The 23,568-nt window shown below is 71.6% G+C and carries 23 protein-coding genes; 7 read left to right on the forward strand and 16 right to left on the reverse strand.

Features of this window, described 5'->3' with window-relative positions; translation table 11 throughout:
* Nucleotides 1-7: 7 nt before the first annotated feature.
* Nucleotides 8-658, reverse strand: a complete 651-nt coding sequence (locus tag ADK65_RS21285; RefSeq protein WP_053671926.1) for a sulfite oxidase-like oxidoreductase — start codon at nucleotides 656-658, stop codon at nucleotides 8-10.
* A 175-nt stretch (nucleotides 659-833) separates the two neighbouring features.
* Here ADK65_RS21285 and bfr point away from each other — a divergent pair, with 175 nt between their 5' ends.
* Nucleotides 834-1,310, forward strand: coding sequence for a bacterioferritin (gene bfr / locus ADK65_RS21290; RefSeq protein WP_053671927.1), 477 nt, complete (start codon nucleotides 834-836; stop codon nucleotides 1,308-1,310).
* Nucleotides 1,311-1,319: 9 nt separating this feature from the next.
* Here the strand turns inward: bfr and ADK65_RS21295 are convergent, their stop codons facing one another.
* Entirely contained in the window at nucleotides 1,320-1,553 is a 234-nt protein-coding gene (locus ADK65_RS21295; protein ID WP_053671928.1) for a (2Fe-2S)-binding protein, read from the reverse strand.
* A 149-nt stretch (nucleotides 1,554-1,702) separates the two neighbouring features.
* Complete coding sequence (locus tag ADK65_RS21300; protein ID WP_053671929.1) at nucleotides 1,703-3,055, reverse strand: class II 3-deoxy-7-phosphoheptulonate synthase; 1,353 nt, start codon at nucleotides 3,053-3,055, stop codon at nucleotides 1,703-1,705.
* Nucleotides 3,056-3,151: 96 nt separating this feature from the next.
* Between ADK65_RS21300 and ADK65_RS39955 the strand changes: the two genes are divergently transcribed.
* Both ADK65_RS39955 and ADK65_RS21305 read left to right on the forward strand, forming a co-directional pair.
* Entirely contained in the window at nucleotides 3,152-3,208 is a 57-nt protein-coding gene (locus ADK65_RS39955; RefSeq protein ID WP_078602827.1) for a trp operon leader peptide, read from the forward strand.
* 107 nt (nucleotides 3,209-3,315) lie between these two features.
* A complete protein-coding gene (locus ADK65_RS21305; RefSeq protein ID WP_053671930.1) occupies nucleotides 3,316-5,181 on the forward strand; it encodes an anthranilate synthase family protein in 1,866 nt (621 codons plus the stop codon).
* Between the two features lie 51 nt (nucleotides 5,182-5,232).
* Here ADK65_RS21305 and ADK65_RS21310 read toward each other — a convergent pair whose 3' ends face one another.
* From ADK65_RS21310 to ADK65_RS21325, 4 genes are read right to left on the reverse strand one after another with little or no spacing between them, the layout of a single operon-like run.
* A complete protein-coding gene (locus ADK65_RS21310) occupies nucleotides 5,233-6,261 on the reverse strand; it encodes a 6-phosphofructokinase (protein ID WP_053671931.1) in 1,029 nt (342 codons plus the stop codon).
* A 53-nt stretch (nucleotides 6,262-6,314) separates the two neighbouring features.
* Entirely contained in the window at nucleotides 6,315-7,004 is a 690-nt protein-coding gene (locus ADK65_RS21315) for a response regulator (RefSeq protein ID WP_053671932.1), read from the reverse strand.
* The gene (gene macS, locus ADK65_RS21320) at nucleotides 7,001-8,227 is read right to left on the reverse strand and encodes a MacS family sensor histidine kinase (RefSeq protein ID WP_053671933.1); all 1,227 of its coding nucleotides are present in this window, start codon (nucleotides 8,225-8,227) and stop codon (nucleotides 7,001-7,003) included. Before macS ends, ADK65_RS21315 begins: the two co-directional genes overlap by 4 nt.
* Before the next feature lie 29 nt (nucleotides 8,228-8,256).
* Entirely contained in the window at nucleotides 8,257-9,093 is an 837-nt protein-coding gene (locus ADK65_RS21325; RefSeq protein WP_053671934.1) for a lysophospholipid acyltransferase family protein, read from the reverse strand.
* Between the two features lie 202 nt (nucleotides 9,094-9,295).
* On the opposite strand from ADK65_RS21325, the gene ADK65_RS21330 reads away from it, so the two are divergent.
* Both ADK65_RS21330 and ADK65_RS21335 read left to right on the forward strand, forming a co-directional pair.
* Entirely contained in the window at nucleotides 9,296-10,093 is a 798-nt protein-coding gene (locus ADK65_RS21330; RefSeq protein WP_053671935.1) for an alpha/beta hydrolase, read from the forward strand.
* A complete protein-coding gene (locus ADK65_RS21335) occupies nucleotides 10,086-10,721 on the forward strand; it encodes a hypothetical protein (protein ID WP_053671936.1) in 636 nt (211 codons plus the stop codon). Before ADK65_RS21330 ends, ADK65_RS21335 begins: the two co-directional genes overlap by 8 nt.
* A gap of 10 nt (nucleotides 10,722-10,731) precedes the next feature.
* On the opposite strand, the gene ADK65_RS21340 is transcribed toward ADK65_RS21335, so the two are convergent.
* From ADK65_RS21340 to ADK65_RS21365, 6 genes are all read right to left on the reverse strand, one after another.
* Complete coding sequence (locus tag ADK65_RS21340; protein WP_053671937.1) at nucleotides 10,732-11,478, reverse strand: endonuclease/exonuclease/phosphatase family protein; 747 nt, start codon at nucleotides 11,476-11,478, stop codon at nucleotides 10,732-10,734.
* A gap of 128 nt (nucleotides 11,479-11,606) precedes the next feature.
* The gene (locus ADK65_RS21345) at nucleotides 11,607-12,560 is read right to left on the reverse strand and encodes an ROK family glucokinase (RefSeq protein WP_053671938.1); all 954 of its coding nucleotides are present in this window, start codon (nucleotides 12,558-12,560) and stop codon (nucleotides 11,607-11,609) included.
* A 133-nt stretch (nucleotides 12,561-12,693) separates the two neighbouring features.
* Nucleotides 12,694-13,194, reverse strand: coding sequence for a DUF5304 domain-containing protein (locus tag ADK65_RS21350; protein WP_053671939.1), 501 nt, complete (start codon nucleotides 13,192-13,194; stop codon nucleotides 12,694-12,696).
* A 105-nt stretch (nucleotides 13,195-13,299) separates the two neighbouring features.
* Nucleotides 13,300-14,469: an ArsA family ATPase gene (locus ADK65_RS21355; protein WP_053671940.1), complete on the reverse strand. Its 1,170-nt coding sequence runs from the start codon at nucleotides 14,467-14,469 to the stop codon at nucleotides 13,300-13,302.
* A gap of 93 nt (nucleotides 14,470-14,562) precedes the next feature.
* The gene (locus ADK65_RS21360; protein WP_053671941.1) at nucleotides 14,563-15,000 is read right to left on the reverse strand and encodes an SRPBCC family protein; all 438 of its coding nucleotides are present in this window, start codon (nucleotides 14,998-15,000) and stop codon (nucleotides 14,563-14,565) included.
* A gap of 111 nt (nucleotides 15,001-15,111) precedes the next feature.
* A complete protein-coding gene (locus tag ADK65_RS21365) occupies nucleotides 15,112-15,909 on the reverse strand; it encodes a metallophosphoesterase family protein (protein ID WP_053671942.1) in 798 nt (265 codons plus the stop codon).
* A gap of 297 nt (nucleotides 15,910-16,206) precedes the next feature.
* Here ADK65_RS21365 and ADK65_RS21370 point away from each other — a divergent pair, with 297 nt between their 5' ends.
* A complete protein-coding gene (locus ADK65_RS21370) occupies nucleotides 16,207-18,003 on the forward strand; it encodes an AMP-dependent synthetase/ligase (protein ID WP_053671943.1) in 1,797 nt (598 codons plus the stop codon).
* Between the two features lie 13 nt (nucleotides 18,004-18,016).
* Here ADK65_RS21370 and ADK65_RS21375 read toward each other — a convergent pair whose 3' ends face one another.
* A complete protein-coding gene (locus tag ADK65_RS21375) occupies nucleotides 18,017-19,603 on the reverse strand; it encodes a GMC oxidoreductase (protein WP_053671944.1) in 1,587 nt (528 codons plus the stop codon).
* A gap of 164 nt (nucleotides 19,604-19,767) precedes the next feature.
* Nucleotides 19,768-20,910, reverse strand: coding sequence for a glycosyltransferase family 4 protein (locus tag ADK65_RS21380; RefSeq protein ID WP_053671945.1), 1,143 nt, complete (start codon nucleotides 20,908-20,910; stop codon nucleotides 19,768-19,770).
* A gap of 117 nt (nucleotides 20,911-21,027) precedes the next feature.
* Here ADK65_RS21380 and ADK65_RS21385 point away from each other — a divergent pair, with 117 nt between their 5' ends.
* Entirely contained in the window at nucleotides 21,028-22,266 is a 1,239-nt protein-coding gene (locus ADK65_RS21385; protein ID WP_053671946.1) for a glycosyltransferase family 87 protein, read from the forward strand.
* Here the strand turns inward: ADK65_RS21385 and ADK65_RS21390 are convergent.
* Complete coding sequence (locus ADK65_RS21390) at nucleotides 22,227-23,549, reverse strand: MATE family efflux transporter (protein ID WP_053671947.1); 1,323 nt, start codon at nucleotides 23,547-23,549, stop codon at nucleotides 22,227-22,229. The genes ADK65_RS21385 and ADK65_RS21390 overlap by 40 nt on opposite strands.
* Nucleotides 23,550-23,568: the final 19 nt, after the last annotated feature.

Below are 23,568 nucleotides of genomic sequence, written 5' to 3' on the forward strand. Positions count from 1 at the left end.
TGAGGCCTCAGAGGTCGGGGCCGTCCCCCGGAAGCTCCTGGTAGGAGTAACGCTGTTCCCGCCAGGGGTCGCCGATGTTGTGGTAGCCGCGCTCTTCCCAGAAGCCCCGCCGGTCGGCGGTCATGTACTCCACACCGCGCACCCACTTGGGGCCCTTCCAGGCGTAGAGGTGCGGGACGATCAGGCGCAGCGGGAAGCCGTGCTCGGCGGTGAGCAGCTCGCCGTCCTTGTGGGTGGCGAACAGGACCTGCTCGTCGGCGAAGTCGGACAGCCGGAGGTTGGAGCTGAATCCGTATTCGGCCCACACCATCACATGGGTGACGTCGTCCGCGGGCGGGGCGAGGTCGAGGAGGGTGCGGGCCGGGATGCCGCCCCACTCGGCGCCCAGCATGCTGAACTTCGTGACGCAGTGCAGATCGGCCACGACGGTGGTGTGGGGCAGGGCCGTGAACTCCTCGTGCGTCCAGCAGTGCTTGCCGCCGTCGGCGGTGGCGCCGAAGACGCGGAATTCCCAGCGCTCGGGCCGGAACTTGGGGACGGGCCCGTAGTGCGTGACCGGCCAGCCGCGCTGCAGCCGCTGGCCCGGGGGCAGGTCCGGCTGCGCCGCTCCTGCTGGATCGCGCCCTTCTCCCGATTCGTGTTCCAGCGGCTGACCCATGACTCCATCCTGACAGACCCCGGGTGATGCCCCTGACCGAGGCCACTCCCAAACGGAACAAACTCGACTAAGCATGCCCTTACTTACTAAGTGCAGACTTACTGGACGATCTTCTTCCCCAGTGGAATCATGCGGCGCAACCTGCCAGTTCCCCCGCGCGGAAGGAGCCTCTGCGATGCAGGGCGACCCCGAGGTCCTCGAATTCCTCAACGAGCAGTTGACCGGCGAGCTGACGGCGATCAACCAGTACTGGCTGCACTACCGGATCCAGGACAACAACGGCTGGACCAAGCTCGCCAAGTACACGCGTGAAGAATCCATCGACGAGATGAAGCACGCGGACAAGATCACCGAGCGCATTCTCATGCTGGACGGCCTGCCCAACTACCAGCGGCTCTTCCATGTACGCGTCGGCCAGACGGTCACCGAGATGTTCCAGGCGGACCGGCAGGTCGAGATCGAGGCGATCGACCGGCTCAGGCGCGGTATCGAGGTGATGCGCAGCAAGGGCGACATCACGTCCGCGAACCTCTTCGAGGAGATCCTCGCCGACGAGGAGCACCACATCGACTATCTGGACACGCAGCTGGAGCTGATCGACAAGCTCGGTGAGGCGCTGTACATCGCGCAGCAGATCGAGCAGCCGAGCTGAGGACTGCCGTCAGGCGGCGTCTTCCAGCTCGGAAAGCACCGGCTCGCCCCGGTCGGCCAGGTCACGCCGGGGGCAGGATCCCCTGCCCAGGATCGCCTGGATGCGGCGCACACAGGACCCGCAGTCCGTGCCCGCCTTGCAGGCGGAGGCTATCTGGCGGGGGGTGCAGGCGCCGCCGTCCGCGTGCTGCTTGACCTGCTGCTCGGTGATGCCGAAGCAACTGCACACGTACACGCGGTTCACCTCCCGACGGGTCGTTCCCGGATCTGCCACTCCCGTTGATCGGTGAGGCAAACCTAACCTTACCCGTCGGGTCGCGAGCGGAAAAGTGGAGTGGGGCGCGGATCGTGTGATCCGCGCCCCAGTCCGTGCCCGGGTAACGGGCGGAACCGCTACTGGTCCCTGTACATCTCGGCCACGAGGAACGCCAGGTCGAGCGACTGGCTGCGGTTGAGCCGCGGGTCGCAGGCCGTCTCGTAGCGCTGGTGCAGGTCGTCGACGAAGATCTCGTCGCCGCCGCCCACGCACTCCGTGACGTCGTCGCCGGTGAGCTCCACGTGGATGCCGCCCGGGTGGGTGCCGAGGGCCTTGTGGACCTCGAAGAAGCCCTTGACCTCGTCGAGCACGTCGTCGAAGCGGCGGGTCTTGTGCCCGGAGGCCGCCTCGAAGGTGTTGCCGTGCATCGGGTCGGTCACCCAGGCGACGGTCGCACCGGAGGCGGTGACCTTCTCCACCAGCTCGGGGAGCTTGTCGCGGACCTTGTCGGCGCCCATACGGACGATGAAGGTCAGCCGGCCCGGCTCCCGCTCGGGGTCGAGGCGCTCGATGTACTGCAGCGCGTCCTGGGCGGTGGTCGTCGGGCCCAGCTTGATGCCGATCGGGTTGCGGATCTTCGAGGCGAACTCGATGTGCGCGTGGTCGAGCTGCCGGGTGCGCTCGCCGATCCACACCATGTGCCCGGAGACGTCGTACAGCTGCCCGGTGCGCGAGTCGACCCTGGTCAGCGCGGACTCGTAGTCGAGCAGCAGCGCCTCGTGCGAGGCGTAGAACTCGACCGTCTTGAACTCCTCCGGGTCGGTCCCGCAGGCGTGCATGAAGTTGAGCGCGTTGTCGATCTCGCGCGCCAGCTGCTCGTAGCGCTGCCCCGAGGGGGACGACTTCACGAAGTCCTGGTTCCAGGCGTGCACCTGGCGCAGGTCGGCGTAGCCGCCGGTGGTGAAGGCGCGCACCAGGTTCAGCGTGGAGGCGGAGGCGTGGTACATCCGCTTCAGCCGCTCGGGGTCCGGGACACGGGCCTCTTCGGTGAAGTCGAAGCCGTTGACGGAGTCGCCGCGGTAGGTCGGCAGCGTCACGCCGTCGCGGGTCTCGGTCGGCTTGGAGCGCGGCTTGGAGTACTGGCCGGCGATCCGGCCCACCTTCACCACCGGCACGGACGCGGCGTACGTGAGCACGGCGCCCATCTGCAGCAGCGTCTTCAGCTTGTTGCGGATGTGGTCGGCGGACACCGCGTCGAAGGCCTCGGCGCAGTCGCCGCCCTGGAGGAGGAACGCCTCTCCCTTGGCGACGGCCGCCATCCGGGCGCGCAGCTGGTCGCACTCGCCCGCGAAGACGAGCGGCGGATACGACTCGAGGTCCGCAACGACTGCGCGCAGAGCCTCGGTGTCGGGGTACTCGGGCTGCTGCGCCGCGGGCAGGTTTCGCCAGGTGTTGCCAGCAGTCGCGCTGGTCTTAGCGTTCACGGTCACGTCACCAACCCTACGGGGTCGTGTCGGGCGTGCTGAGCCATGCCCAGGAAGTGAGACACCCCGAACACCCCTCGGACATGGGGTAGGGTGCGTCGCATGTTCGCGCACTCGATCCAGACCTGGTGGTGGACCGCTCATCCGGCGGCCCGCTGACTGCGCGTACTCAAGACTTCGCGAAGGCCGCCCGAGGGGCGGCCTTCGGTGTTTCCCGGGGTCCGTTCCTCTCTCTCACCGAGACTCACCGAGATGGAGCACGGACCATGAACCTGCTCGGCTTGCCGGACGACTCCCGTCCGTTCGCCCTGCTGCGCCGCCGCACCCCGGGCCACGACCACGATCAGGTCGAGGTCCTGATCGGCCCGGTCGCCGCCTGCGACCGGCTCGCCGACCTCCCCGGCCAAGGCCTCGCGCTGGTGCCGTTCCGGCAGATCCGCGAGCGCGGCTTCGACGTCCGCGACGACGGCACGCCCCTGCTGGCACTCACACCCGAGGAGTCGTACACCGTCCCGCTCGTTGACGCGCTGCAGCAGCTCCCGGCGCACGACGTGCGCGTCGAGGGCGGCGGCTTCGACGTCGCCGACGAGGAGTACGGCGAGATCGTCGGACGCGTGCTGCGCGAGGAGATCGGCCGGGGCGAGGGCGCGAACTTCGTGATCCGGCGAACGTACGAGGGCGAGATCCCCGGCTTCGGCCGGGCCGACGCGCTGGCGCTGTTCCGGCGGCTGCTGGAGGGCGAGCGCGGGGCGTACTGGACGTTCGTCGTGCACACCGGGGAGCGCACGCTGGTCGGGGCCAGCCCCGAGGTGCACGTGCGGATGTCCGGCGGCACAGTCGTCATGAACCCGATCAGCGGCACCTACCGCTACCCCGCCGAGGGGCCGACGCCGGAGCACCTGCTGGACTTCCTCGCCGACGGCAAGGAGATCGAGGAGCTGTCGATGGTCGTCGACGAGGAGCTGAAGATGATGTGCACCGTCGGCGACATGGGCGGCGTGGTCGTCGGGCCCCGGCTGAAGGAGATGGCGCACCTCGCGCACACCGAGTACGAGCTGCGCGGCAGGTCCACGCTGGACGTGCGGGAGGTGCTGAAGGAGACCATGTTCGCCGCGACCGTCACTGGCTCGCCTGTGCAGAACGCCTGCCGGGTGATCGAGCGGCACGAGAGCGGGGGGCGCGGGTACTACGCGGGGGCCCTGGCCCTGATCGGCCGGGACGCCGGCGGGGTGCAGACCCTCGACTCCCCCATCCTGATCCGCACCGCCGACATCGACGCGGGCGGGCGGCTGCGGGTGCCGGTCGGCGCGACCCTCGTGCGCGGCTCGGACCCGACGAGCGAGGTGGCCGAGACGCACGCCAAGGCGGCGGGCGTGCTGGCGGCCCTGGGAGTACGGCCGTCCCGGCCGCGTGCCGAGCACACCCGGCCCCGCCTCGCCGACGACCCTCGTGTGCGGGCCGCGCTGGACGGACGCCGGGCCTCGCTCGCGCCCTTCTGGCTGCGGATGCAGGAGCGCTCGCCGGAACCGGCCGGGCACGCCCTGGTCGTCGACGGCGAGGACACCTTCACGGCGATGCTCGCGCACCTGCTGCGCGCCGGTGGCCTGGAGGTCAGCGTGCGGCGGTACGACGAGCCGGGGCTGCGGGAGGCGGTGCTCGGGCACGAGGGTCCGGTGGTGCTGGGGCCCGGGCCGGGGAACCCCTCCGCCCTGGCGGATCCGAAGATGCGGTTCCTGCGCTCCCTCACCGCCGAGGCGATCAGGGGCGAACGGCAGGGTGTGCTGGGCGTCTGCCTCGGGCACGAACTGATCGCGGCCGAGCTGGGACTGGACATCGTGCGCAAGGACGTGCCGTTCCAGGGGGCGCAGACGGAGATCGAGCTGTTCGGGCGGCGGGAGACCGTCGGGTTCTACAACAGCTTCGCGGCGCGCTGCGATGACGAGGCGGCGGCCGAGCTGTCGGCGCACGGGGTCGAGGTCGCACGCGCGGCCGACGGTGAGGTGCACGCCCTGCGCGCGCCCGGGTTCGCCGGGGTGCAGTTCCATCCCGAGTCGGTGCTGACGCTGAACGGGGCCGCGATTGTGCGGGAGCTGGTAGGGCGGCTGCGGGGGACCAACGCGCCGTCGGTGTAGTGCGGACCGGTCGGGGCCGCACGGCCCCGACCGGCACCGGATGCCCAACAGTCAGCCGAAGAACACCCCGACCTCCTGGTACAGCGCCGGGTCGACCGTCTTCAGGCGGGCGGTGGCGTCCGCGAGGGGGACCCGGACGATGTCGGTGCCGCGCAGGGCGACCATCCGGCCGAAGTCGCGGTCACGGACGCAGTCGATGGCGTGCAGGCCGAAGCGGGTGGCGAGCCAGCGGTCGAAGGCACTGGGAGTGCCGCCGCGCTGGACGTGCCCCAGGACCGTCGTACGGGCCTCCTTGCCGGTGCGCTTCTCGATCTCCTTGGCGAGCCACTCCCCGACCCCGGACAGCCGGACGTGCCCGAAGGAGTCCAGGGTCTGGTCCTTGAGGACCATGTCGCCGTCCCTCGGCATCGCCCCCTCGGCGACCACCACGATCGGCGCGTACGACGCCCGGAAGCGGGAGGTCACCCAGGTGCACACCTGCTCGACGTCGAAGCGCTGCTCGGGGATGAGGATGACGTTGGCGCCGCCGGCCAGGCCGGAGTGGAGGGCGATCCAGCCGGCGTGCCGGCCCATCACCTCGACGACCAGGACCCGCATGTGGGACTCGGCGGTGGTGTGCAGCCGGTCGATGGCCTCGGTCGCGATGCCTACGGCGGTGTCGAAGCCGAAGGTGTAGTCGGTGGCGGACAGGTCGTTGTCGATGGTCTTCGGAACGCCCACGCAGGGCACGCCGTGCTCGTCGGACAGGCGGGCGGCCACGCCCAGGGTGTCCTCGCCTCCGATGGCGATGAGCGCCTCCACCCCCAGTCCGGCGAGGGTCTCCTCGATCCGGCGGATGCCGTTCTCCACCTTCAGCGGGTTGGTCCGCGAGGAGCCGAGGATCGTGCCGCCGCGAGGCAGGATGCCGCGCACCGCGGGGATGTCGAGACGGACGGTGTCGCCGTCCAGTGGCCCTCGCCAGCCGTCCCGGAAGCCGGTGAAGTCGTAGCCGTACTCCTGCACGCCCTTGCGGACGACGGCCCGGATGACGGCGTTGAGCCCGGGGCAGTCGCCGCCCCCGGTCAGTACTCCGACGCGCATGGAACAGTCCCTTCGCCGCAGGTACCTGACGAAAGGTCAGTGTGACGTGCGCCTCACTCGTCGTCGAGGCCGCGCTCGATGGCGTACCTGACGAGCTCCACGCGGTTGTGCAGCTGGAGCTTGCCGAGGGTGTTCTGGACGTGGTTCTGCACCGTGCGGTGGGAGATGACCAGACGTTCGGCGATCTGCTTGTAGCTCAGGCCCTTGGCGACCAGGCGCAGCACCTCGGTCTCGCGGTCGGTGAGCCGGGGCGCCTTGGGTTCGTCGGTGTCGGCGGCGGGAGCGGGTTCGGAGGCTAGCCGACGGTACTCGCCGAGGACCAGTCCGGCCAGGCCGGGGGTGAAGACGGGGTCGCCGAGGGCCGTGCGGCGTACCGCGTCCTGCAGTTCCGCGGTGGAGGCGGACTTCAGCAGATAGCCGGTCGCGCCGGACTTCACGGCCTCCAGGACGTCGGCGTGCTCCCCGCTCGCGGACAGCACGAGCACCCGCAGCGCCGGGTTCGCGGCGACGACCTCCTTGCAGACCTGCACACCGGGCTTGGCGGGCAGGTTCAGGTCGAGCACGAGGACGTCGGGTGCGGCGGCCTTGGCGCGGCGTACGGCCTGGTCGCCGTCGCCCGCGGTGGCGACCACCTCGAAGCCCGACTCGGCCAGGTCGCGGGCGACGGCGTCGCGCCACATGGGGTGGTCGTCGACGACCATGACCTTGATCGGGTCCTGCGTCTTCGCAGTGGTCTCCGTCATCGCTGCTCCGCCTTCCCCCGTGTGTTCGTCACGTCCTTCGGTACCTTCAGCTCGACCTCCGTGCCCTGACCCGGCACCGAGATCAGCTCCGCGCTGCCGCCGAGGTCGCGCAGTCGGCCGCGGATCGACAGGGCGACTCCCAGCCGGCCCTCGCCCTCGGCCTGGTCGAGCCGTCCCTCCGGGATGCCCGGCCCGTCGTCCCGTACGGTGACGATCACCTCGTCCGGCTCGTCCTCGACCAGGATCCACGCGCGTGCGTCCTGGCCGGCGTGCCGGCGGACGTTCTCCAAGGCGGCTTTGACGGCGGCGGCCACCTCCCGGGCCGCGACCGGCGCCAGCGGCACGGGCGCGCCGGGCTCGGCGAGGCTGACCTTGGCGGCCGCGTACGGCGCGAGCAGGGCGCGCAGGTCGACGGGACCGCTCTCCTCCGGCTCCTCGTCCACGGCTCGTACGACCGCGCCCTGTGCGGCGTCCTCCGACACGCGGGAGACGGGCACGAGTCCGCCGGAGACCAGGGTGCGCAGCGCGACCTCCTGTTCACCCGCCATCCGGCCCAGCTCGGCCGCCTCTCCCCCGATGACGGCCCCGCGGCGCTGCACCATGGCCAGCACCTGGAGCACGCTGTCGTGGATGTCCCGGGCCAGACGCTCGCGCTCGCGCGTGGCGGCCTCGATCTCCAGCGCGCGGGCGAGGGTGCGCTCGGAGGCGCGGGCGACCTCGACGACGTAGCCGATGGCGACGGAGGCGATGCAGACCAGGATGACGTTGTGGACGGTGTCGCGGGCCGGGCTGCCACGCTCGACCAGGTTGGCGACGGCCACCAGGCCGGAGGCGAGGGCCGCCCAGCGCCAGCCGCCCTTGATGGCGAAGGCGAGGACGGCGCCCGCGGTCCATATCGACGGCAGGGTGGGGCCGCCCGACTGGACCCGCTCGTGCGCGTCGGCGACGGGGGTCAGCAGGATGCCGGTCAGGGCGACGGTGAGGTCGGCGGCGAGGAACCGCTTGGTGCAGCGGGCCGCGTTCGCGACCCGGGGCAGGGTGGCCAGGGTCCAGCCGCACAGCACCGCGTAGTAGACGACGGCGATCCAGGGGCGGGTGAATTCCTCGTAGGCGGTGGCGAACAGGCCGACCGCGTACAGCATCGTGAGCACCCGGTAGCCGGTGAGCGCACGCCACAGCGGCTGCTCGACCGACATCCTCATCACGCGTTCACGCTCGGCCATCTCCCCCGCCCCCCCGACCCGAGCCCCGGCTAGGGCTCGGTCCGCCGCCGCTCCGTCTGCTGTTCCGCCTGCTTCTGCTGGTCGGTCTGCTGCTTCGCGGCCTGTTCCCGCTCGGCCTTCTCCTTCTCGGCCTGTTCCTTCTCCGCACGGGCGAGAGCGGCCTTGGCCGCCTTCTCGGCTTCCTTCTCCGCCTTCGCCGCTTCCGTGAGCTGCCGCTTCATGGCCGTGGCGTACATGTCGACGTACTCCTGGCCGGAGAGGTTCATGATCTCGTACATGACCTCGTCGGTCACCGCGCGCAGCACGAACCGGTCGTGCTCCATGCCCTGGTAGCGGCTGAAGTCCAGCGGCTTGCCGATCCGGATGCCGGGCCGCATCAGCTTCGGCATGACCTTCCCGGGCGGCTGGATCTTCTCCGTGTCGATCATGGCGACGGGGATCACGGGCGCGCCGGTGGCGAGCGCCACGCGCGCGAGGCCGCCCGGCTTGCCCCGGTAGAGCCGTCCGTCGGGCGAGCGCGTGCCCTCCGGGTAGATCCCGAACAGCTCACCGCGCTCCAGCACCTCTATGCCGCTCTTGATGGCGGCCTCGCCCGCGCCGCGCGCACCGGAGCGGTCCACGGGGAGCTGCCCGACCCCCTTGAAGAAGGCGGCCGTGAGCCGTCCCTTCACACCGGGGGTGGTGAAGTACTCGGCCTTCGCGATGAACGTGACCTTTCGGTCCAGGACCGCCGGCAGGAAGAACGAGTCCGAGAAGGACAGGTGGTTGCTCGCCAGGATCGCGGGGCCCTCGGCGGGAACGTTCTCCAGGCCTTCCACCCAGGGCCTGAAGGCGACCTTCAGCGGTCCCCCGACAGCGACCTTCATAGCGCCGTACAACAACCGAGTGCCTCCTGTATCTGTAGATCAGACCTTAACCCGGAGCGCTGCCGAAGGAGCCGACGGCCCTGGTCGGTGTCAGTGCGGTCGCGTACGGTGAAGGTCCCGCGAACGCCGTGCGACCCCTTCCACGACGTTCCGTGACATTCCGTGATCGTGCCAGTCCCTTCTCACGACCAGGAGGCCGAAGGTGCCGGTCCTCGCCGGAGCCGAGCCGTTCCACCACGAGGGCGGAGAGACCGCCGTCCTCCTCTGCCACGGCTTCACCGGATCACCGCAGTCGCTGCGCCCCTGGGCGGAGCACCTCGCCGAGCACGGCATGACCGTCTCCCTGCCGCTGCTGCCCGGGCACGGCACGCGCTGGGAGGACCTGCGGATCACCGGCTGGCAGGACTGGTACGCGGAGGTGGACCGGGAGCTGCGCCTGCTGTGCGAACGCCGCGAGACGGTTTTCGTGGCCGGTCTGTCGATGGGCGGCGCGCTGGCCCTGCGGCTGGCCGCGAAGCACGGCGACGCCGTCCGCGGTGTCATGGTCGTCAACCCCGCGAACAAGGTGCACGGCCTGGCCGCGCACGCCCTGCCGGTGGTGCGCCACCTCGTCCCCGCGACGAAGGGCATCGCCAGCGACATCGCCAAGCCGGACGGCAGGGAGCTCGGCTACGACCGGGTGCCGCTGCACGCGGCGCACTCGCTGCGGCAGTTCTTCCGGATCGTCGACGGCGAGCTGCCGCAGGTCACCCAGCCGGTGCTGCTGCTGCACAGCCCGCAGGACCACGTGGTGCCGCCCGCCGACTCCGCCCGCGTCCTCAGCCGCATCTCGTCGACGGACGTGAAAGAGGTCGTCCTGGAACAGAGCTACCACGTCGCCACGTTGGACCATGACGCGGACGTGATCCACGAGGAGAGCCTCGCGTTCATCGACCGCATCGCGTCCGGCCTCGGCAAGGAGCCCGGGCTCGGCAAGGAAGGGACGACCGCAGGTGGCTGAGCACGACTCCGACCGCGAGGGCCGGGAGCCGGACGACAAGGGCGTGCCCTTCGACGAGGAGGCCGCCTGGGCGGCGATCGTCGCCGGGTACGGCGAGGAGCCGCCGGACCCGCCGGGCGCCAAGCCGTTCAAGCCCATCGAGGACCTGGCCCTGCCCGCGACCGGGACCAACGACGCCGTACTGGACGGCGACCGGGGCGACACGGCCGTGAAGTCCGGGGACGTCGTGAAGCCGGTCGAGCCGGAACAGGCCGAGCGGTCCGGCACCGGGGACGAGCCCGTGAAGCCCCTGGGCGGCTCGGTCTCCTTCGCGCCCGGCGTCGGCCCGCGTGACTACACCACACCCGAGCCCGCCGAGGACGACTTCGACGAGGACGACGAAGGCCACTTCGTGCCCCCGGAGCCGCCCCCGCTGCCCACCGCCGACCCCACCGCCAAGTTCGCCTGGCTCGGCGTGCTCGGCGGGCCGGTGCTGCTCCTGCTGGCCGTGCTGCTCGGCTGGGACATGACCTGGTGGCTGGCCACGCTGGGGATCGGCGGGTTCCTCGGCGGGTTCGCGACGCTGGTGATGCGGATGCGCACGGACGACGAGGAGGACGACGACCCCGGGCGGGGCGCGGTCGTCTAGGAGCGGTCGTCTAGGAGGACGGGACCCTGAGGGCGGCCAGGACCGGAAGGTGGTCCGTGGCCGCCCTCAGGTCTGCTTCGGACACCCCGGGCTGCCCGGTCGGCACACCGCAGCCCAGCACGTCGATGCCCTTCGTCGCGAAGATCGCGTCGATGCGCTGGTAGGGGTCGCTGGGCGTCCAGGTGTGCTCGCCGCCCCAGGGGGCCGCGGCACGGCAGTCGGTGAGGCCTTCGGCCAGCCGGCGGAAGGCCGGGCCGTCGGGGCGTTCGTTGAGGTCGCCGCCGGCGATCGCGTGTTCCACTCCCATGCCGGCGAGCCGGTCCAGGAGCATGCCGGACTGCTCGTAGCGCTCGTTCTTCTGCAAGGACAGGTGGCAGCTGAGGACGCCGAGGCGGGCGCCGGCGATGCGGACGACCGCGGTGGCGAAGCCGCGGCGGTGCAGGCCGGGGGTGGGGGGCAGGAGGATGTCCTCGGTGCGCTCGACGCTCGCCCGGAGCGAGCTGAGGACGGCCGGTCCGGTGGTGGTGGCGCCGCCGGTGACGATCACCAGGTCGGAGGCGAGGGCCAGGCGGGCGAGTTTCTTGCGCCAGCGGAAGAAGCGGGGTGCTTCCTGGATGAGGACGAGGTCGGGCTCGCACGCCCTGATGACGCGGGCCAGGGCGTCGGTGTCGTCGCGCATGGAGCGGATGTTGTAGCTGAGGACCCTGATGACCGCGGAACCGTCGGGTTCCGTACGGGAGTTGGGGAGCAGCGGCATGTGATCAATTTACGCCCGACGGGGCGGGACGCGAGGTTGTGCGCGAGTACCCGTTGTGCGTGGCTCGTCGCGCAGTTCCCCGCGCCCCTGAAGCGCGTCCCCCGGGGGCGTTCACATGAACGAGTCGTTTACATGATCGGGTCGGGTTCCCGTGCCAGGTCCGCCGCGCCGACCAGCCCCGCCTTGTTGCCCAGTTCCGCCGCGCGGACCTCGGCCACCGGGCGCCAGTTGCCGCCGACCAGCCAGCGCTTGTACGACTTGCGGATCGGGCCCAGGACCAGTTCTCCCTCGTCGGAGAGACCGCCGCCGACGATGAACGCGGAGGGGTCGAAGAGGGAGGCCAGGTCGGCGAGACCCGCGCCGACCCAGCGGGCCAGCTCGCGGTAGGAGTCGACGGCCACCCGGTCGCCCTGGCGGGCGGCCATGGAGATGTGCTTGCCCTCGATGCCCTCGGGCGAGCCGTTGCCGAGGCCGAGGAGGGTCTCGGCGTTCTCGGGGGTGGCGTTGGCGCGCTGCTTGGCGTACCGGACGAGGGCGCGGCCGGAGGCGTACTGCTCCCAGCAGCCCTGCGAGCCGCAGCCGCACAGCAGGCCGTCCGGCACCATGCGGATGTGGCCGAACTCGGCGGCCACGCCGAAGTGCCCGCGGCGCAGCTTGTTGCCGATGATGATGCCGCCGCCGAGGCCGGTGCCGAGGGTGATGCAGATGACGTTGCGGTGGCCCTTGCCGGCACCGAACTTGTACTCGCCCCACGCCGCGGCGTTCGCGTCGTTCTCCACGACCACCGGGAGGCCCACGCGGGCCTCGACCTTGTCCTTGAGCGGCTCGTTGCGCCAGTGGATGTTGGGCGCGAAGTAGACCTCGGAGCGCTGCCGGTTCACGTAGCCGGCGGCACCGATGCCCACGCCGACGATGTCGTGACCGACGCGTGCGCCGTCCACCGCCGAAGCGATGGCGTCCACGATGCCCTCAGCCGTGCCCGGGGTCGGCACCTTGTGGGTCGAGAGGATGTTGCCGTCCTCATCGACCACGCCGGCCGCGATCTTCGTGCCGCCGATGTCGACGCCGATGGTGAGTCCCATGAATCCCTCAGTTTCGGTCGAGCCCCGCTACGGCCAACGGTACCCGAGGCATGCCGCCGGGTTCCTCGTCGTCCGCACGCTGGGCACCCCGGGAGGCCGTGCCGGGGCCGCCTTCCGGGCCGGGGCCGGGGACTCAGTCCAGGTCGATGCGCTCCCCGGGGCCGGCGTCGTCACCGCCGTCCCGGCGCTCGCTCCCGTCACGGGGGTCGTGCCGGTCGTCGCGGCCGGTCCAGCGGCGTTCCTGGGCCTGGACGGCGGAGCGGTAGGCGGCGAGCAGTTCGTTCCCGGCCGCGGCCAGGTGGCCGAAGACGTCCGGGTTGCGCTCGATGACGGGTTCCACGGCGTCCTTGGCCTGCTGCACGACCTGTCGCACGGCCTGCTGGGCGGCGGGTCCGGCGACGGCGCCGAGCAGCGGGGACTGGACCCCGGACAGCTTCTCGGCGACGGCGTCGACGAGCTTCTTCAGTTCCTCGGCCGCGGGGCCGGGGGGCGTGCCGTACTCGGCTCGGCGGCGGTCCCTCTCCGCCTGGAGGTCCTCGGCGCACGCGGTCGCCCAGGCGTCGGCGTCGGTCGCCCGCACGTCGTCCGCGGCCCCTTCCCGGGCGGCGCCGGACGGAGGGAGGTCTTCGCTCATCACGGACTCCTGACTACGGTTCGTCTTTACGACGTTACCCGAACGGGCGTACCGGGTTCACGGGCCGTGCCGGCCACTGCTGCGCCCCGTTCAGCCCGCTCTGTCTCACCGGCCCTGCGGCCACAGCCGAGGGTCGGGCGCGAAGCGGATCCGCAGCTCGCCCTCGCGCAGGGCGGCCCCGTCGACGGTGCAGCGGCGCAGCACGGAGGGCAGCGGGACGATCCGGCGGAACCGCCCCGCCGTGACGACGAGTTCGTCGCCGCGCCGGACGAGGTCGAGTTCCTCGCGTATGGCGCCGGGCAGCGGGATCCGCCAGACGAGCACGCCGTCCTCGCCGAGCCGGTCGGTCACGGGCCAGTCGGCGGCGGGGGCCGTCTGCCCGGTGCCGGGCACGGCGAGGGCGGTGAGGTCGTCGGCGCCGCGCGGGTCGCGCCCGAGGTGGGCGACGGTGCGGACGTCGTAGGTCTCCCGCCATTCCTCCAGTGTCTTGCGCTGCTGGGCGACCGGCCCGGCGAGCCAGGTGTCCGGGGACGCCTCGGGCAGCACGCGGTTGGCGACCACGACATCGGTGCGCAGACCGCGCAGGGCGAGTCCGAGGCGGGTGGCGCGCAGCGCCTCGGCACCGGCCGGGCCGGGCTCGGCGACCAGGCGCACGACGGTGCCGCGGTCGGCGACGACCGCTTCGACGGCGGCGAGTTCCAGGTCCAGGCGGGCCGCCGTCTCGTAGAGCCACTCGGCGGGCATGGGGACGCCGGCGAGGCGGCCCAGGACGGGGCGCAGGGCGCGGGCGGCCTGCCGCTCGGGCGGGAGGAGGCGGCGCAGGTAGCGGCGGAGTTCCTCGGGCAGGGCGAGCAGGGCGAGGGCCTGCGGGGCCGGGGGGAGGTCGACGACGACGGTGTCGTACTTATCCGACAGCGCGGCGTCGCGCAGAGCACGCAGCCAGGTGAGTTCCTCGGCCCCGGGCAAGGGGGTGAGTTCGTCGGGGTCGAGGCGGGAGGCGCCGAGGAGGTCCAGAGCGGAGGAGGCGCGCTCCTGGAGGGCGACGAGGTCCTTGCGGAAGTCACCGGCGGGGTCGGGGCGCCAGGCGGCGAGGCGGGGTGCGGCCTCCACCCTCCTCGCTCCCGTGGGCACGCCCAAGGCGGCACCGAGGGTGTCGGTGCGGTCGGTGCCGAGGACGAGGGTGCGATCGCCCTCGGCCGCCGCGGCCAGGGCGGTCGCGGCCGCGAGGGTGGTACGACCGCTGCCGCCGGGGCCGGTGATCAGGATGGTGCGCATGAGATCGAACGGTACCCGGGTGCGGCAGACCTGGGGGCGCGGAGAACTGCGCGACCAGCCGCCGCGCGCCGGCACCCGGCCGACGGCCGGCGATCAGGCAGACTCGACCCTCTTCTTCAGCCCCGCCAGCGCCCGGTCGATGATGACCTTCTCCGCCTTGCGCTTGATCATGCCGAGCATGGGGATCTTGACGTCCACGGTCAGCAGGTAGGTGACCTCCGTGCCGCCGGTGCCGGACGGCTTGAGGATGTACGAGCCGTCCAGGGAACGCAGCATCTGGGACTTCACCAGGGTCCAGGACACCTCGTTCTCGCCGGTCCAGGTGTATCCGAGGATCTGGTCGTCCTTGATCGCGCCCGCGTCCATGACGAGGCGGACCTGCTCGGCGCGGCCCTGGGCGTCGGTCTTGAGGACCTCCGCCTCCTTCACCTCGCCGGTCCAGTCCGGGTAGCGGGCGAAATCGGAGATGACCGCCATGACGTCGGCCGGGGCCGCCTCGATGGTGATGCTCGAGCTGGTGTGTTCCGCCATCGCCGTGGCTCCTCCAGATAAGGGCCGGTATGAGGTCGTCGTGCGCACGTGTGTGCAGCGTGAAGGCTACCGCGCACGGGCCCCGTGGATCTCACCCGACCTGGGGCGTCCTCACCACTCCAGGGCCCACGGCGTCCCGGTCCCCGCGAAGTGCCCCACGTTCACGCACTCGGTGGCCCCGATCCGCATCCTCCTCACCAGCGGCTGGTGGACGTGCCCGAAGAGCGAGTAGCGGGGCCGCGTGCGGCGGATGGCGTCCAGCAGGGCCCGGCTGCCCCGTTCGAAGCGGCGGGCGACGGTGTCGTAGACCAGCTCGGGGACCTCGGGCGGGATGTGGGTGCAGAGCACGTCGACCTCGCCCACGGCCTCGATCTTCGCCGCGTACTCCTCGTCGCTGATCTCGTACGGCGTCCGCATCGGCGTGCGCAGGCCGCCGCCGACGAAGCCGAAGACCCGGCCACCGATCTCGACGCGCTCACCGTCGAGGACGGTCGTTCCGGGGCCCGCGTACTCGCGCCACAGGGGCGGCATGTCGACATTGCCGTAGGTGGCGTACGTAGGAGTGGGGAAGGCGGCGAACAGCTCGGCGTACTGCTTGCGCACCGCCTTCTCGATCACGGTGGCGCGGTCCCCCTGGAGGCCGGCCCACAGCCCGGCCCCGAACACCCGGGCCTCCTCGAAGCGGCGGGCGGTGCGCAGCGCGACGATGCGGTCGGCGTTCTCGACGCCGAACAGGTCGGGGAAGATGCCGCGCGAGTGGTCGGCGTAGTCGAGGAAGAGGACGAGGTCGCCCAGGCAGATCAGGGCGTCGGCGCCCTCGCCCGCCCTGGCCAGGTCGCGGGCGTTGCCGTGCACGTCGCTCACGACGTGGACGCGCGTCCGGTGGTTTCCGGCTGGTGTGGGTGCCATGACGATCAAGCGTAGGTCGCGCGGTGCGGTGGTGAACAGTGGCGGCCCTACCTGCGGTTACTGGCCAGTCAGTTAGCAGGTGGACTACTGTGCGCAAAGGAATACCCAACTGTGTGACGCAGCGAACATCTCGACGGGACCCCCTGTCGTAGAAGCCATACCGGCGGGTAACGTCCGGCCAGTCCAGTCGTGCTCTGCATTTCAACAAGTGAATGCGCGAGCACTTCCCCGAGCCTTGGACCGCACCGTCGCAGCACACACCGTCGTGGCGCCGGCGCCCTATGAGGAGCAGCAGTCTTGCGCGAGTTCAGCCTTCCGGCTTTGTACGAGGTCCCTGCGGACGGAAATCTGACCGACATCGTCCGCAGAAACGCCGCGCAGCACCCGGACGTCGCCGTCATCGCCCGCAAGGTCGGCGGCAGCTGGCAGGACGTCACGGCCACCGAGTTCCTCGCCGAGGTGCACACGGCCGCGAAGGGGCTGATCGCCGCCGGGGTCCAGCCGGGCGACCGGGTGGGCCTGATGTCCCGCACCCGGTACGAGTGGACGCTGCTGGACTTCGCGATCTGGAGCGCGGGCGCGGTGACCGTGCCGGTGTACGAGACCAGTTCGGCGGAGCAGGTGCAGTGGATCCTCGGCGACTCGGGCGCGACCGCCTGCGTCGTGGAGTCGGACGCCCACGCGGCCGCGATCGAGTCGGTGCGCGACCGGCTCCCGGCGCTCAAGCACGTATGGCAGATCGACGGCGGCGGCGTCGACGAGCTGGGCCGGCTCGGCCAGGACGTCACCGACGAGACGGTCGAGGAGCGCGGCTCGTTCGCCAAGGCCGACGACCCGGCGACCATCGTCTACACCTCCGGCACCACCGGCCGCCCCAAGGGCTGTGTGCTCACCCACCGCAGCTTCTTCGCCGAGTGCGGCAACATCGTGGAGCGGCTGCGTCCGCTGTTCCGCACGGGCGAGTGCTCGGTGCTGCTCTTCCTTCCGCTCGCGCACGTCTTCGGCCGGCTGGTGCAGATCGCGCCCATGATGGCGCCGATCAAGCTGGGCACGGTCCCCGACATCAAGGACCTCACCGACGAGCTGGCCGCGTTCCGTCCGACGCTGATCCTCGGTGTGCCGCGCGTCTTCGAGAAGGTCTACAACTCGGCGCGCGCCAAGGCCCAGGCCGACGGCAAGGGCAAGATCTTCGACAAGGCGGCCGACACCGCCATCGCGTACAGCAAGGCGCTGGACACCCCGTCGGGCCCGTCGCTCGGCCTGAAGATCAAGTACAAGACGTTCGACAAGCTCGTCTACAGCAAGCTCCGCGCGGTCCTCGGCGGCCGGGGCGAGTTCGCCATCTCCGGCGGCGCCCCGCTCGGCGAGCGCCTCGGCCACTTCTTCCGCGGCATCGGCTTCACGGTGCTGGAGGGCTACGGCCTGACCGAGTCCTGCGCGGCCACCGCGTTCAACCCCTGGGACCGGCAGAAGATCGGCACGGTCGGCCAGCCGCTGCCCGGCTCGGTGGTGCGCATCGCCGACGACGGCGAGGTGCTGCTGCACGGCGAGCACCTGTTCAAGGAGTACTGGAACAACCCCGGCGCGACCGCCGAGGCGCTGGCCGACGGCTGGTTCCACACCGGTGACATCGGCACCCTCGACGAGGACGGCTACCTCAGGATCACCGGCCGCAAGAAGGAGATCATCGTCACCGCGGGCGGCAAGAACGTCGCCCCGGCCGTGATCGAGGACCGCATCCGGGCGCACGCGCTCGTCGCCGAGTGCATGGTGGTGGGCGACGGGCGGCCGTTCGTGGGCGCGCTGATCACCATCGACGAGGAGTTCCTGGGCCGTTGGTGCTCCGACCACGGCAAGCCGGCGGGTGCCACCGCGGCGTCGCTGAGCGAGGACCCGGACCTGCTGGCCGCGATCCAGGCGGCGATCGACGACGGCAACGCCGCGGTGTCGAAGGCGGAATCGGTGCGGAAGTTCCGCATTCTGAACTCCCAGTTCACGGAGGAGTCGGGCCACCTGACGCCGTCGCTGAAGCTGAAGCGCAACGTGGTGGCGAAGGACTACGCGCACGAGATCGAGGCGATCTACGCGAAGTGACCCCTCGGGTCGGCTATGGCGCGGTGTCCTCGGCGAGGACCCGCGCCATCGTGCGTTCGGCGAGCGCGGTGATGGTCACGAAGGGGTTGACCCCGAGCGATCCGGGCACGAGCGAGCCGTCGGTGACGTACAGCCGGGGGTACCCCCTCACCCGCCCGTAGTCGTCGGTCGCCCTGCCCAGCACGCAGCCGCCGAGCGGGTGGTAGGTGAAGTCGTCGGCGAAGACCTTGTTCTTCGAGCCGAACAGGTCGTACCGGTAGATCGTCGCGTTGGCCGCGTTGATGCGGTCGAAGAGCTTCTTGGCCATGGCGACGGAGACCGCGCTGTGGGCGGCCGTCCAGCCGAGCCGCAGCCGGCCCGAGCCGGTGTCGTAGGAGAAGGACGCCCGTTCCGGGTTCCTGGTGATCGCCAGGTAGAGGCTCACCCAGTGCTCCAGGCCCGTCGGCAGCGGGGCGATCTCGGCGAACACCGGGTTGGCGGTGTTCGCCCAGTCGTCGATGCCCATGACCGGCATGGTCGACTGGTTCGCCCCGACGGTGTCCCACAGGTGGTTGGCCCGGCCCAGCATCACGTTGCCGTTGGTGCCCCAGCCGGCGCCGACGTCGGCGTCGAGGCCGGGGAGCGTGCCCGTCTCCCGGGCGCGCAGCAGGAGTTCGGTGGTGCCGATGCTGCCGCCGCCGAGGAAGAGGTACCTGCAGCCGTACTCCCTGGTCTCGACGACTTCGCCGGTCTCGTCGATGCGGTCGGCGGTCAGGATCCACGTCCCGTCCGGCGCGCGGCTGATCGCACGCACCTTCTCCAGGGTATGGAGGGTGACGTTGCCGGTGCCGAGCGCGGCGGCGAGGTAGGTCTTGTCGAGGCTGCGCTTGCCGTGGTTGTTGCCGTAGATGACCTCGCCGCCGAGAGCCGACTTCGGGGCGGTGCCGGCCGCCTCTCGCTCCATGTGGCCGAAGTCGTAGACGCTCGGCACGAAGGTGGTCCGCAGGCCGGTCTTCTCGGCGTGCTTGCGGGAGACGCGGGTGAAGCGGTACCACTCCGTCGACTCGAACCAGGCCGGGTCGACGGTGTTCACACCGAGGGCGGCGCGGGCGCGCGGGAAGTACGTGCCGTACATCTCGTCGGCGTCGACGGTGGGGAACTGCTCGGCGAAGTAGGACCGGGGCGGGGTGACCGCCATGCTCCCGTTGACCAGGGAGCCGCCGCCGACCCCCCGGCCGACGTACACGGACATCTCGTCGAAGTGCACCCGGTCCAGGGCGCCCGGGTAGCGGCCGATGTCCCGGTTGACGACGTCCAGCCAGAGGAAGGTGCCGAGGGGGGCCTCGGTGCGGGTGCGGAACCACATGGAGCGGTGGTCGGGGGCGCTGGTGGTGCAGAAGACCTTGCCGTCGGGGCCCGCGGTGTTCCAGAGGCGGCCCATCTCCAGGACGATCGTGCGGATGCCGGCCTGGGCGAGGCGGAGGGCGGCGACCGCTCCGCCGTAGCCGGAGCCGACGACGATGGCGGGGGCGGTGTCGACTGCGTCGGGCTGGGCGGCTCGGGCGCTTTCGAGGCCGATGCGGGTGAAGCCGAGGGTGGCTGCGGTTTGCAGGGCTGCCATGCCCAGGATTTGACGTCTTGTCAGATGACGATGCGTCAGGTTAGATGTCATGGGCGCAGCATCGGCGGATTATCGGGTTCCGCCTAGTGGGGTGCGACTTGATCCTTGCGGGCGGGCGCGGGTTGTTTGTGGTTTCTCGCGCAGTTCCCCGCGCCCCTCTTGCCCTAAAGCAAGCTTTTGAGGTTCTCCGCGAGCAAATCCCAGCGCCACTTCTCCTCGACCCATTCCCTGCCCCGCTCGCCCATCCTGCGGCGCAGCTCCGGGTCGGCGAGGAGGGTGGTGATGCGGTCGGCGGCCTCCTCGGGGGAGCCGCCCCTCACCACCCAGCCCGTCTCGCCGTCGAGGACCGCGTCCGGGGCGCCGCCCGAGTCGCCGGCCACGACCGGCAGGCCCGTCGCTGAGGCCTCCAGGTAGACGATGCCGAGGCCCTCGACGTCCAGGCCGCCGCGGCGGGTGCGGCAGGGCATCGCGAAGACGTCGCCGGCACCGTAGTGGGCGGGCAGCTCGGACCAGGGCACGGCACCGGTGAAGCGGACGGCCGGGGCGACGCCGGTCTCGTGCGCGAGCCGCCGCAGATCCCGCTCGTAGGGGCCGCCGCCGACGATCAGCAGGACGGTGTCGGGCTCGGCGGCCAGGATGCGGGGCATGGCCCGGATCAGGGTGTCCTGCCCCTTGCGCCGGACCAGCCGGGAGACGCACACCACCACAGGGCGGTCCGTCAGGCCGAGCCGCGCCCGGACCTCGTCGCCGCCCGAGCCGGGGTGGAAGGTCTTCTCGTCGACGCCGGGCGGCAGCTGCGCCATCCGGGCGGCCGCCTCGGGCGTCAGGGCGGAGGCGATGCGCGAGCGGGTGTACTCGCCGAGGTAGGTGATCGTGTCCGTGGCCTCGCCGATCCGGCGCAGCAGCTGCCGGGCGGCGGGCAGCTGCGCCCAGCCGGCCTCGTGGCCGTGCGTGGTGGCGACCAGCCGCTCGGCGCCCGCGGCGCGCAGCGCCGGGGCCATCAGGCCGAGCGGGGCGGCCGCCCCGAACCACACCGAGCCGCACCCGTGCTCCCGCAGCAGGCCGACGGCCCGCCGGGTGGCGCCGGGCGTCGGCAGCAGCATGGTCGTACGGTCCCGTACGACGGTGAATGGCTGCTCGGCGTCGAAGGCGCGGGTCGCCTCGACGCCCTCCCGGGTCCGCTTCCAGGTCGAGGCGTAGACGACCAGCTGCTGCGGGTCCAGCCGCAGCGCCATGTTGTGCAGGAAGGCCTGGATGCCGCCGGGCCGGGGCGGGAAGTCGTTCGTCACGATCAGGGTCTTGCGCACGCCGCCGACCCTACCGAACCGCCCTCACCGCCCTGTGCGGAAGCACATATGGCACGCTCACAGCCGGTGGGCCCATCATGGCCCCATCAACACGGCGCGCGAACGGGCAGGGATCACGTGAAGACGACGGGCACGAGGCGGTCCCTGGCATGGCTGCCGGTGGTCTGGTGTCTCACGAGGCTGTTGCTGCTGCTGTTCGTCCTGAAGGTGTACGTCTTCCCGGGCCCGGACGTCACGAGTGACGTGCAGGTGATCTACCAGGGCTGGTACCGCGTCCTGAGCACCGGGACCTTCCCGCTGGCCGACGTCACCTGGCAGTACCCGCCCGCCGCCGCCCTGGCGATCCTCTCCCCCGGCCTGCTGCCCTTCCTCGACTACGCGACGGCCTTCTTCGTGCTGGTCTGCGTCACCGACCTGGCCGTGCTGGCCCTCATGGCGTACGCGGGACGCCGCCCGGGCCGTTCGCTGCGCGGCGCCTGGGTGTGGGTGATCGGCGTACCACTGCTCGGCCCGACGGTGTACGCCCGCTACGACGTGATGGTCACGGCGGTGGCGGTGGCCGCGCTGCTCGCGGGGGCCCGCCATCCGAGGGCCATGGGCGCCCTGGCCGCCTTCGGCGCGCTGCTGAAGGTCTGGCCGGCGATGCTGCTCCTGGCCGCCCGCCGCCGCAGCGCCTGGGTGTCGGCCCTGGTGACCGGCATCGCCGTGACGGGCGCCTTCGCCCTGGCCATGCCCGGAGCCTTCGCCTTCCTGACGTTCCAGCGCGACCGGGGCACCGAGGTGGAGTCGCTGGGCGCGCTGGTCTTCCACGTCGCCCGGCACTTCGGCTGGCAGGGCGAGGTGCGGCTGAACTACGGCTCGATCGAGTTCCTCGGGCCGTATGTGAGCGAGGTCAGCACGGGGGCGCTGTTCCTGACGGGGGCGGCCTTCGGCTGGCTGGTGCTGTGGCGGTTGCTGGCCCGGCGCTTCGAGGAGCACACGCTCGCCGACGCGGCCTTCGTGGCGGTGCTGATGTTCACCACCACCAGCCGGGTGATCAGCCCTCAGTACATGGTGTGGCTGGTGGGGCTCGCGGCGGTGTGCCTGTACTTCCCCGGCAGCCGGATGCGGCTGCCGGTCGCCCTGGTGCTGGTCGCGTGCTTCGTGACGGTGCTGGAGTTCCCGTTCTACTTCGCCGACGTGGTGGCCGGCAACGGCCTCGGGATCACCTTGCTGTTCCTGCGCAACGGTCTGCTGGTGGCAGCCGCGCTGATCGCGGCCCGGGCCCTGTGGCGGCAGACCGTACCGACCGTCACCCCGCCCGCCCCCGTACCCCCTCAGCCGACCCGGACGGACGAGACCCCCGTCTCCTCCTGAACCGGGACCCGCCGGAACAGCAGCCCCGCCAGGGCACACTGCACCGCCGCCGCGGACGCCAGCGCCAGGCACACGCCGGGCAGTCCGAGCCCCGTCAGTCCGTACGCGAACGCCAGCTGGACCGCGGTCCCGAGCGCGGTGACGCGCAGCAGCGCGGGAGCGTCTCCGCTGCCCTCGAAGACACCGCCGAGCGCGATCAGGCCCGCCATCAGCACGAGGTAGGGCCCCACGCAACGCAAGAACACCACCCCCTCGTGTGCGACAGCGGGCCCGGCGCCGAAGGCGGCCATGATCCAGGGGGCGCCGACGGCCAGCAGGACGGCCGCGGTGAGGCCGAGGGCCACGGAGAGGAGCACGGCCTGCCTCCCGATCGCCCGCCGCCCGTCCCGCCCGGCGCCGCGCGTATGAGCGGTGTGGATGGCGGCGGCCTGGCGGACGGCGTAGAAGGCCATGGTCGCCACGTACATGGCCTTGTAGGCGATCGCGTACGCGGCGACGGCCGTCACCCCGAGCCGCGCCACGACCGCGACCAGAACCAGGGCGCCCGTCTGCCGCACGGTGAAGTCAAAGGACATCGGCAGGCCGGTGGTCAGCGTCCGGCGCAGGGAGACGGCCGGGCTCTCCCCCGGCTCGGCCCGCCGGACGGTGCGCAGCAGGGCGTTGCGGCGGAGCGCCACGAGCCCCGCCCCGAGCGCCACGGACCGGGCCAGCACTGTGGCGGCAGCGGCACCCCGGACGCCATGGAGATGGATGAGGAGCGGGTCCAGGACGAGGATCAGACCGTTGGCCAACAGCGCGAGCCGCATCGGGGTGCGGGTGTCGCCGGTGCCCTTGAGGAGGCCGTCGACGAGTTGCTGGGCGAAGAAGACGGCCATGCCGGGCATGGAGAGCGTGAAGTAGGCGACGGCGAGCGGAAGGGCCGCGCCGTCCGCCCCGCCCAGCACCAGCCGGGCCAGCGGTTCACGCGCGAGCAGGCCGCCCGCCACCACCAGGGGTGTCACCAGTGCCCACAGCGCCCATCCGCCGCGCACGGCGGCCCGTACCGCCCCCGGATCACGGGCGCCCCGGCCGTGGGCGACCAGCACGGTGGTGCCGGAGGCGAAGACCAGGGCGACACCGAGCAGCACGTTCTCCGTACTGGTCGCCACGGCGACGGCGGCCACGGCCGGACCGCCCAGCCGGGCGACCCAGACGGTGTTGATGATCCCGGCGGCGACCGAGGCGAGGAGCGAGAAGTAGACGGGGCGGGCGAGCAGCAGGAGCTGCGTGCGGTGCGTGTTCACGGTGGCGGTCCCCCTGAGG

Source organism: Streptomyces sp. NRRL B-1140 (assembly GCF_001280065.1).
Classification (GTDB): Bacteria; Actinomycetota; Actinomycetes; order Streptomycetales; family Streptomycetaceae; genus Streptomyces.

Excerpts from the sequence above, each read along its gene's own strand:
- macS (WP_053671933.1), bottom strand. The coding sequence starts at position 8,227 with ATGGCCGAGCGTGAACGCGTGATGAGGATGTCGGTCGAGCAGCCGCTG.
- ADK65_RS21305 (WP_053671930.1), top strand. The coding sequence starts at position 3,316 with ATGAACCTGCTCGGCTTGCCGGACGACTCCCGTCCGTTCGCCCTGCTG.
- ADK65_RS21365 (WP_053671942.1), bottom strand. The coding sequence starts at position 15,909 with ATGGCACCCACACCAGCCGGAAACCACCGGACGCGCGTCCACGTCGTG.
- ADK65_RS21340 (WP_053671937.1), bottom strand. The coding sequence starts at position 11,478 with ATGCCGCTGCTCCCCAACTCCCGTACGGAACCCGACGGTTCCGCGGTC.
- ADK65_RS21355 (WP_053671940.1), bottom strand. The coding sequence starts at position 14,469 with ATGCGCACCATCCTGATCACCGGCCCCGGCGGCAGCGGTCGTACCACC.
- bfr (WP_053671927.1), top strand. The coding sequence starts at position 834 with ATGCAGGGCGACCCCGAGGTCCTCGAATTCCTCAACGAGCAGTTGACC.
- ADK65_RS21285 (WP_053671926.1), bottom strand. The coding sequence starts at position 658 with ATGGGTCAGCCGCTGGAACACGAATCGGGAGAAGGGCGCGATCCAGCA.
- ADK65_RS21315 (WP_053671932.1), bottom strand. The coding sequence starts at position 7,004 with ATGACGGAGACCACTGCGAAGACGCAGGACCCGATCAAGGTCATGGTC.
- ADK65_RS21310 (WP_053671931.1), bottom strand. The coding sequence starts at position 6,261 with ATGCGCGTCGGAGTACTGACCGGGGGCGGCGACTGCCCCGGGCTCAAC.
- ADK65_RS21350 (WP_053671939.1), bottom strand. The coding sequence starts at position 13,194 with ATGAGCGAAGACCTCCCTCCGTCCGGCGCCGCCCGGGAAGGGGCCGCG.
- ADK65_RS21345 (WP_053671938.1), bottom strand. The coding sequence starts at position 12,560 with ATGGGACTCACCATCGGCGTCGACATCGGCGGCACGAAGATCGCGGCC.
- ADK65_RS21360 (WP_053671941.1), bottom strand. The coding sequence starts at position 15,000 with ATGGCGGAACACACCAGCTCGAGCATCACCATCGAGGCGGCCCCGGCC.
- ADK65_RS21325 (WP_053671934.1), bottom strand. The coding sequence starts at position 9,093 with ATGAAGGTCGCTGTCGGGGGACCGCTGAAGGTCGCCTTCAGGCCCTGG.
- ADK65_RS21375 (WP_053671944.1), bottom strand. The coding sequence starts at position 19,603 with ATGGCAGCCCTGCAAACCGCAGCCACCCTCGGCTTCACCCGCATCGGC.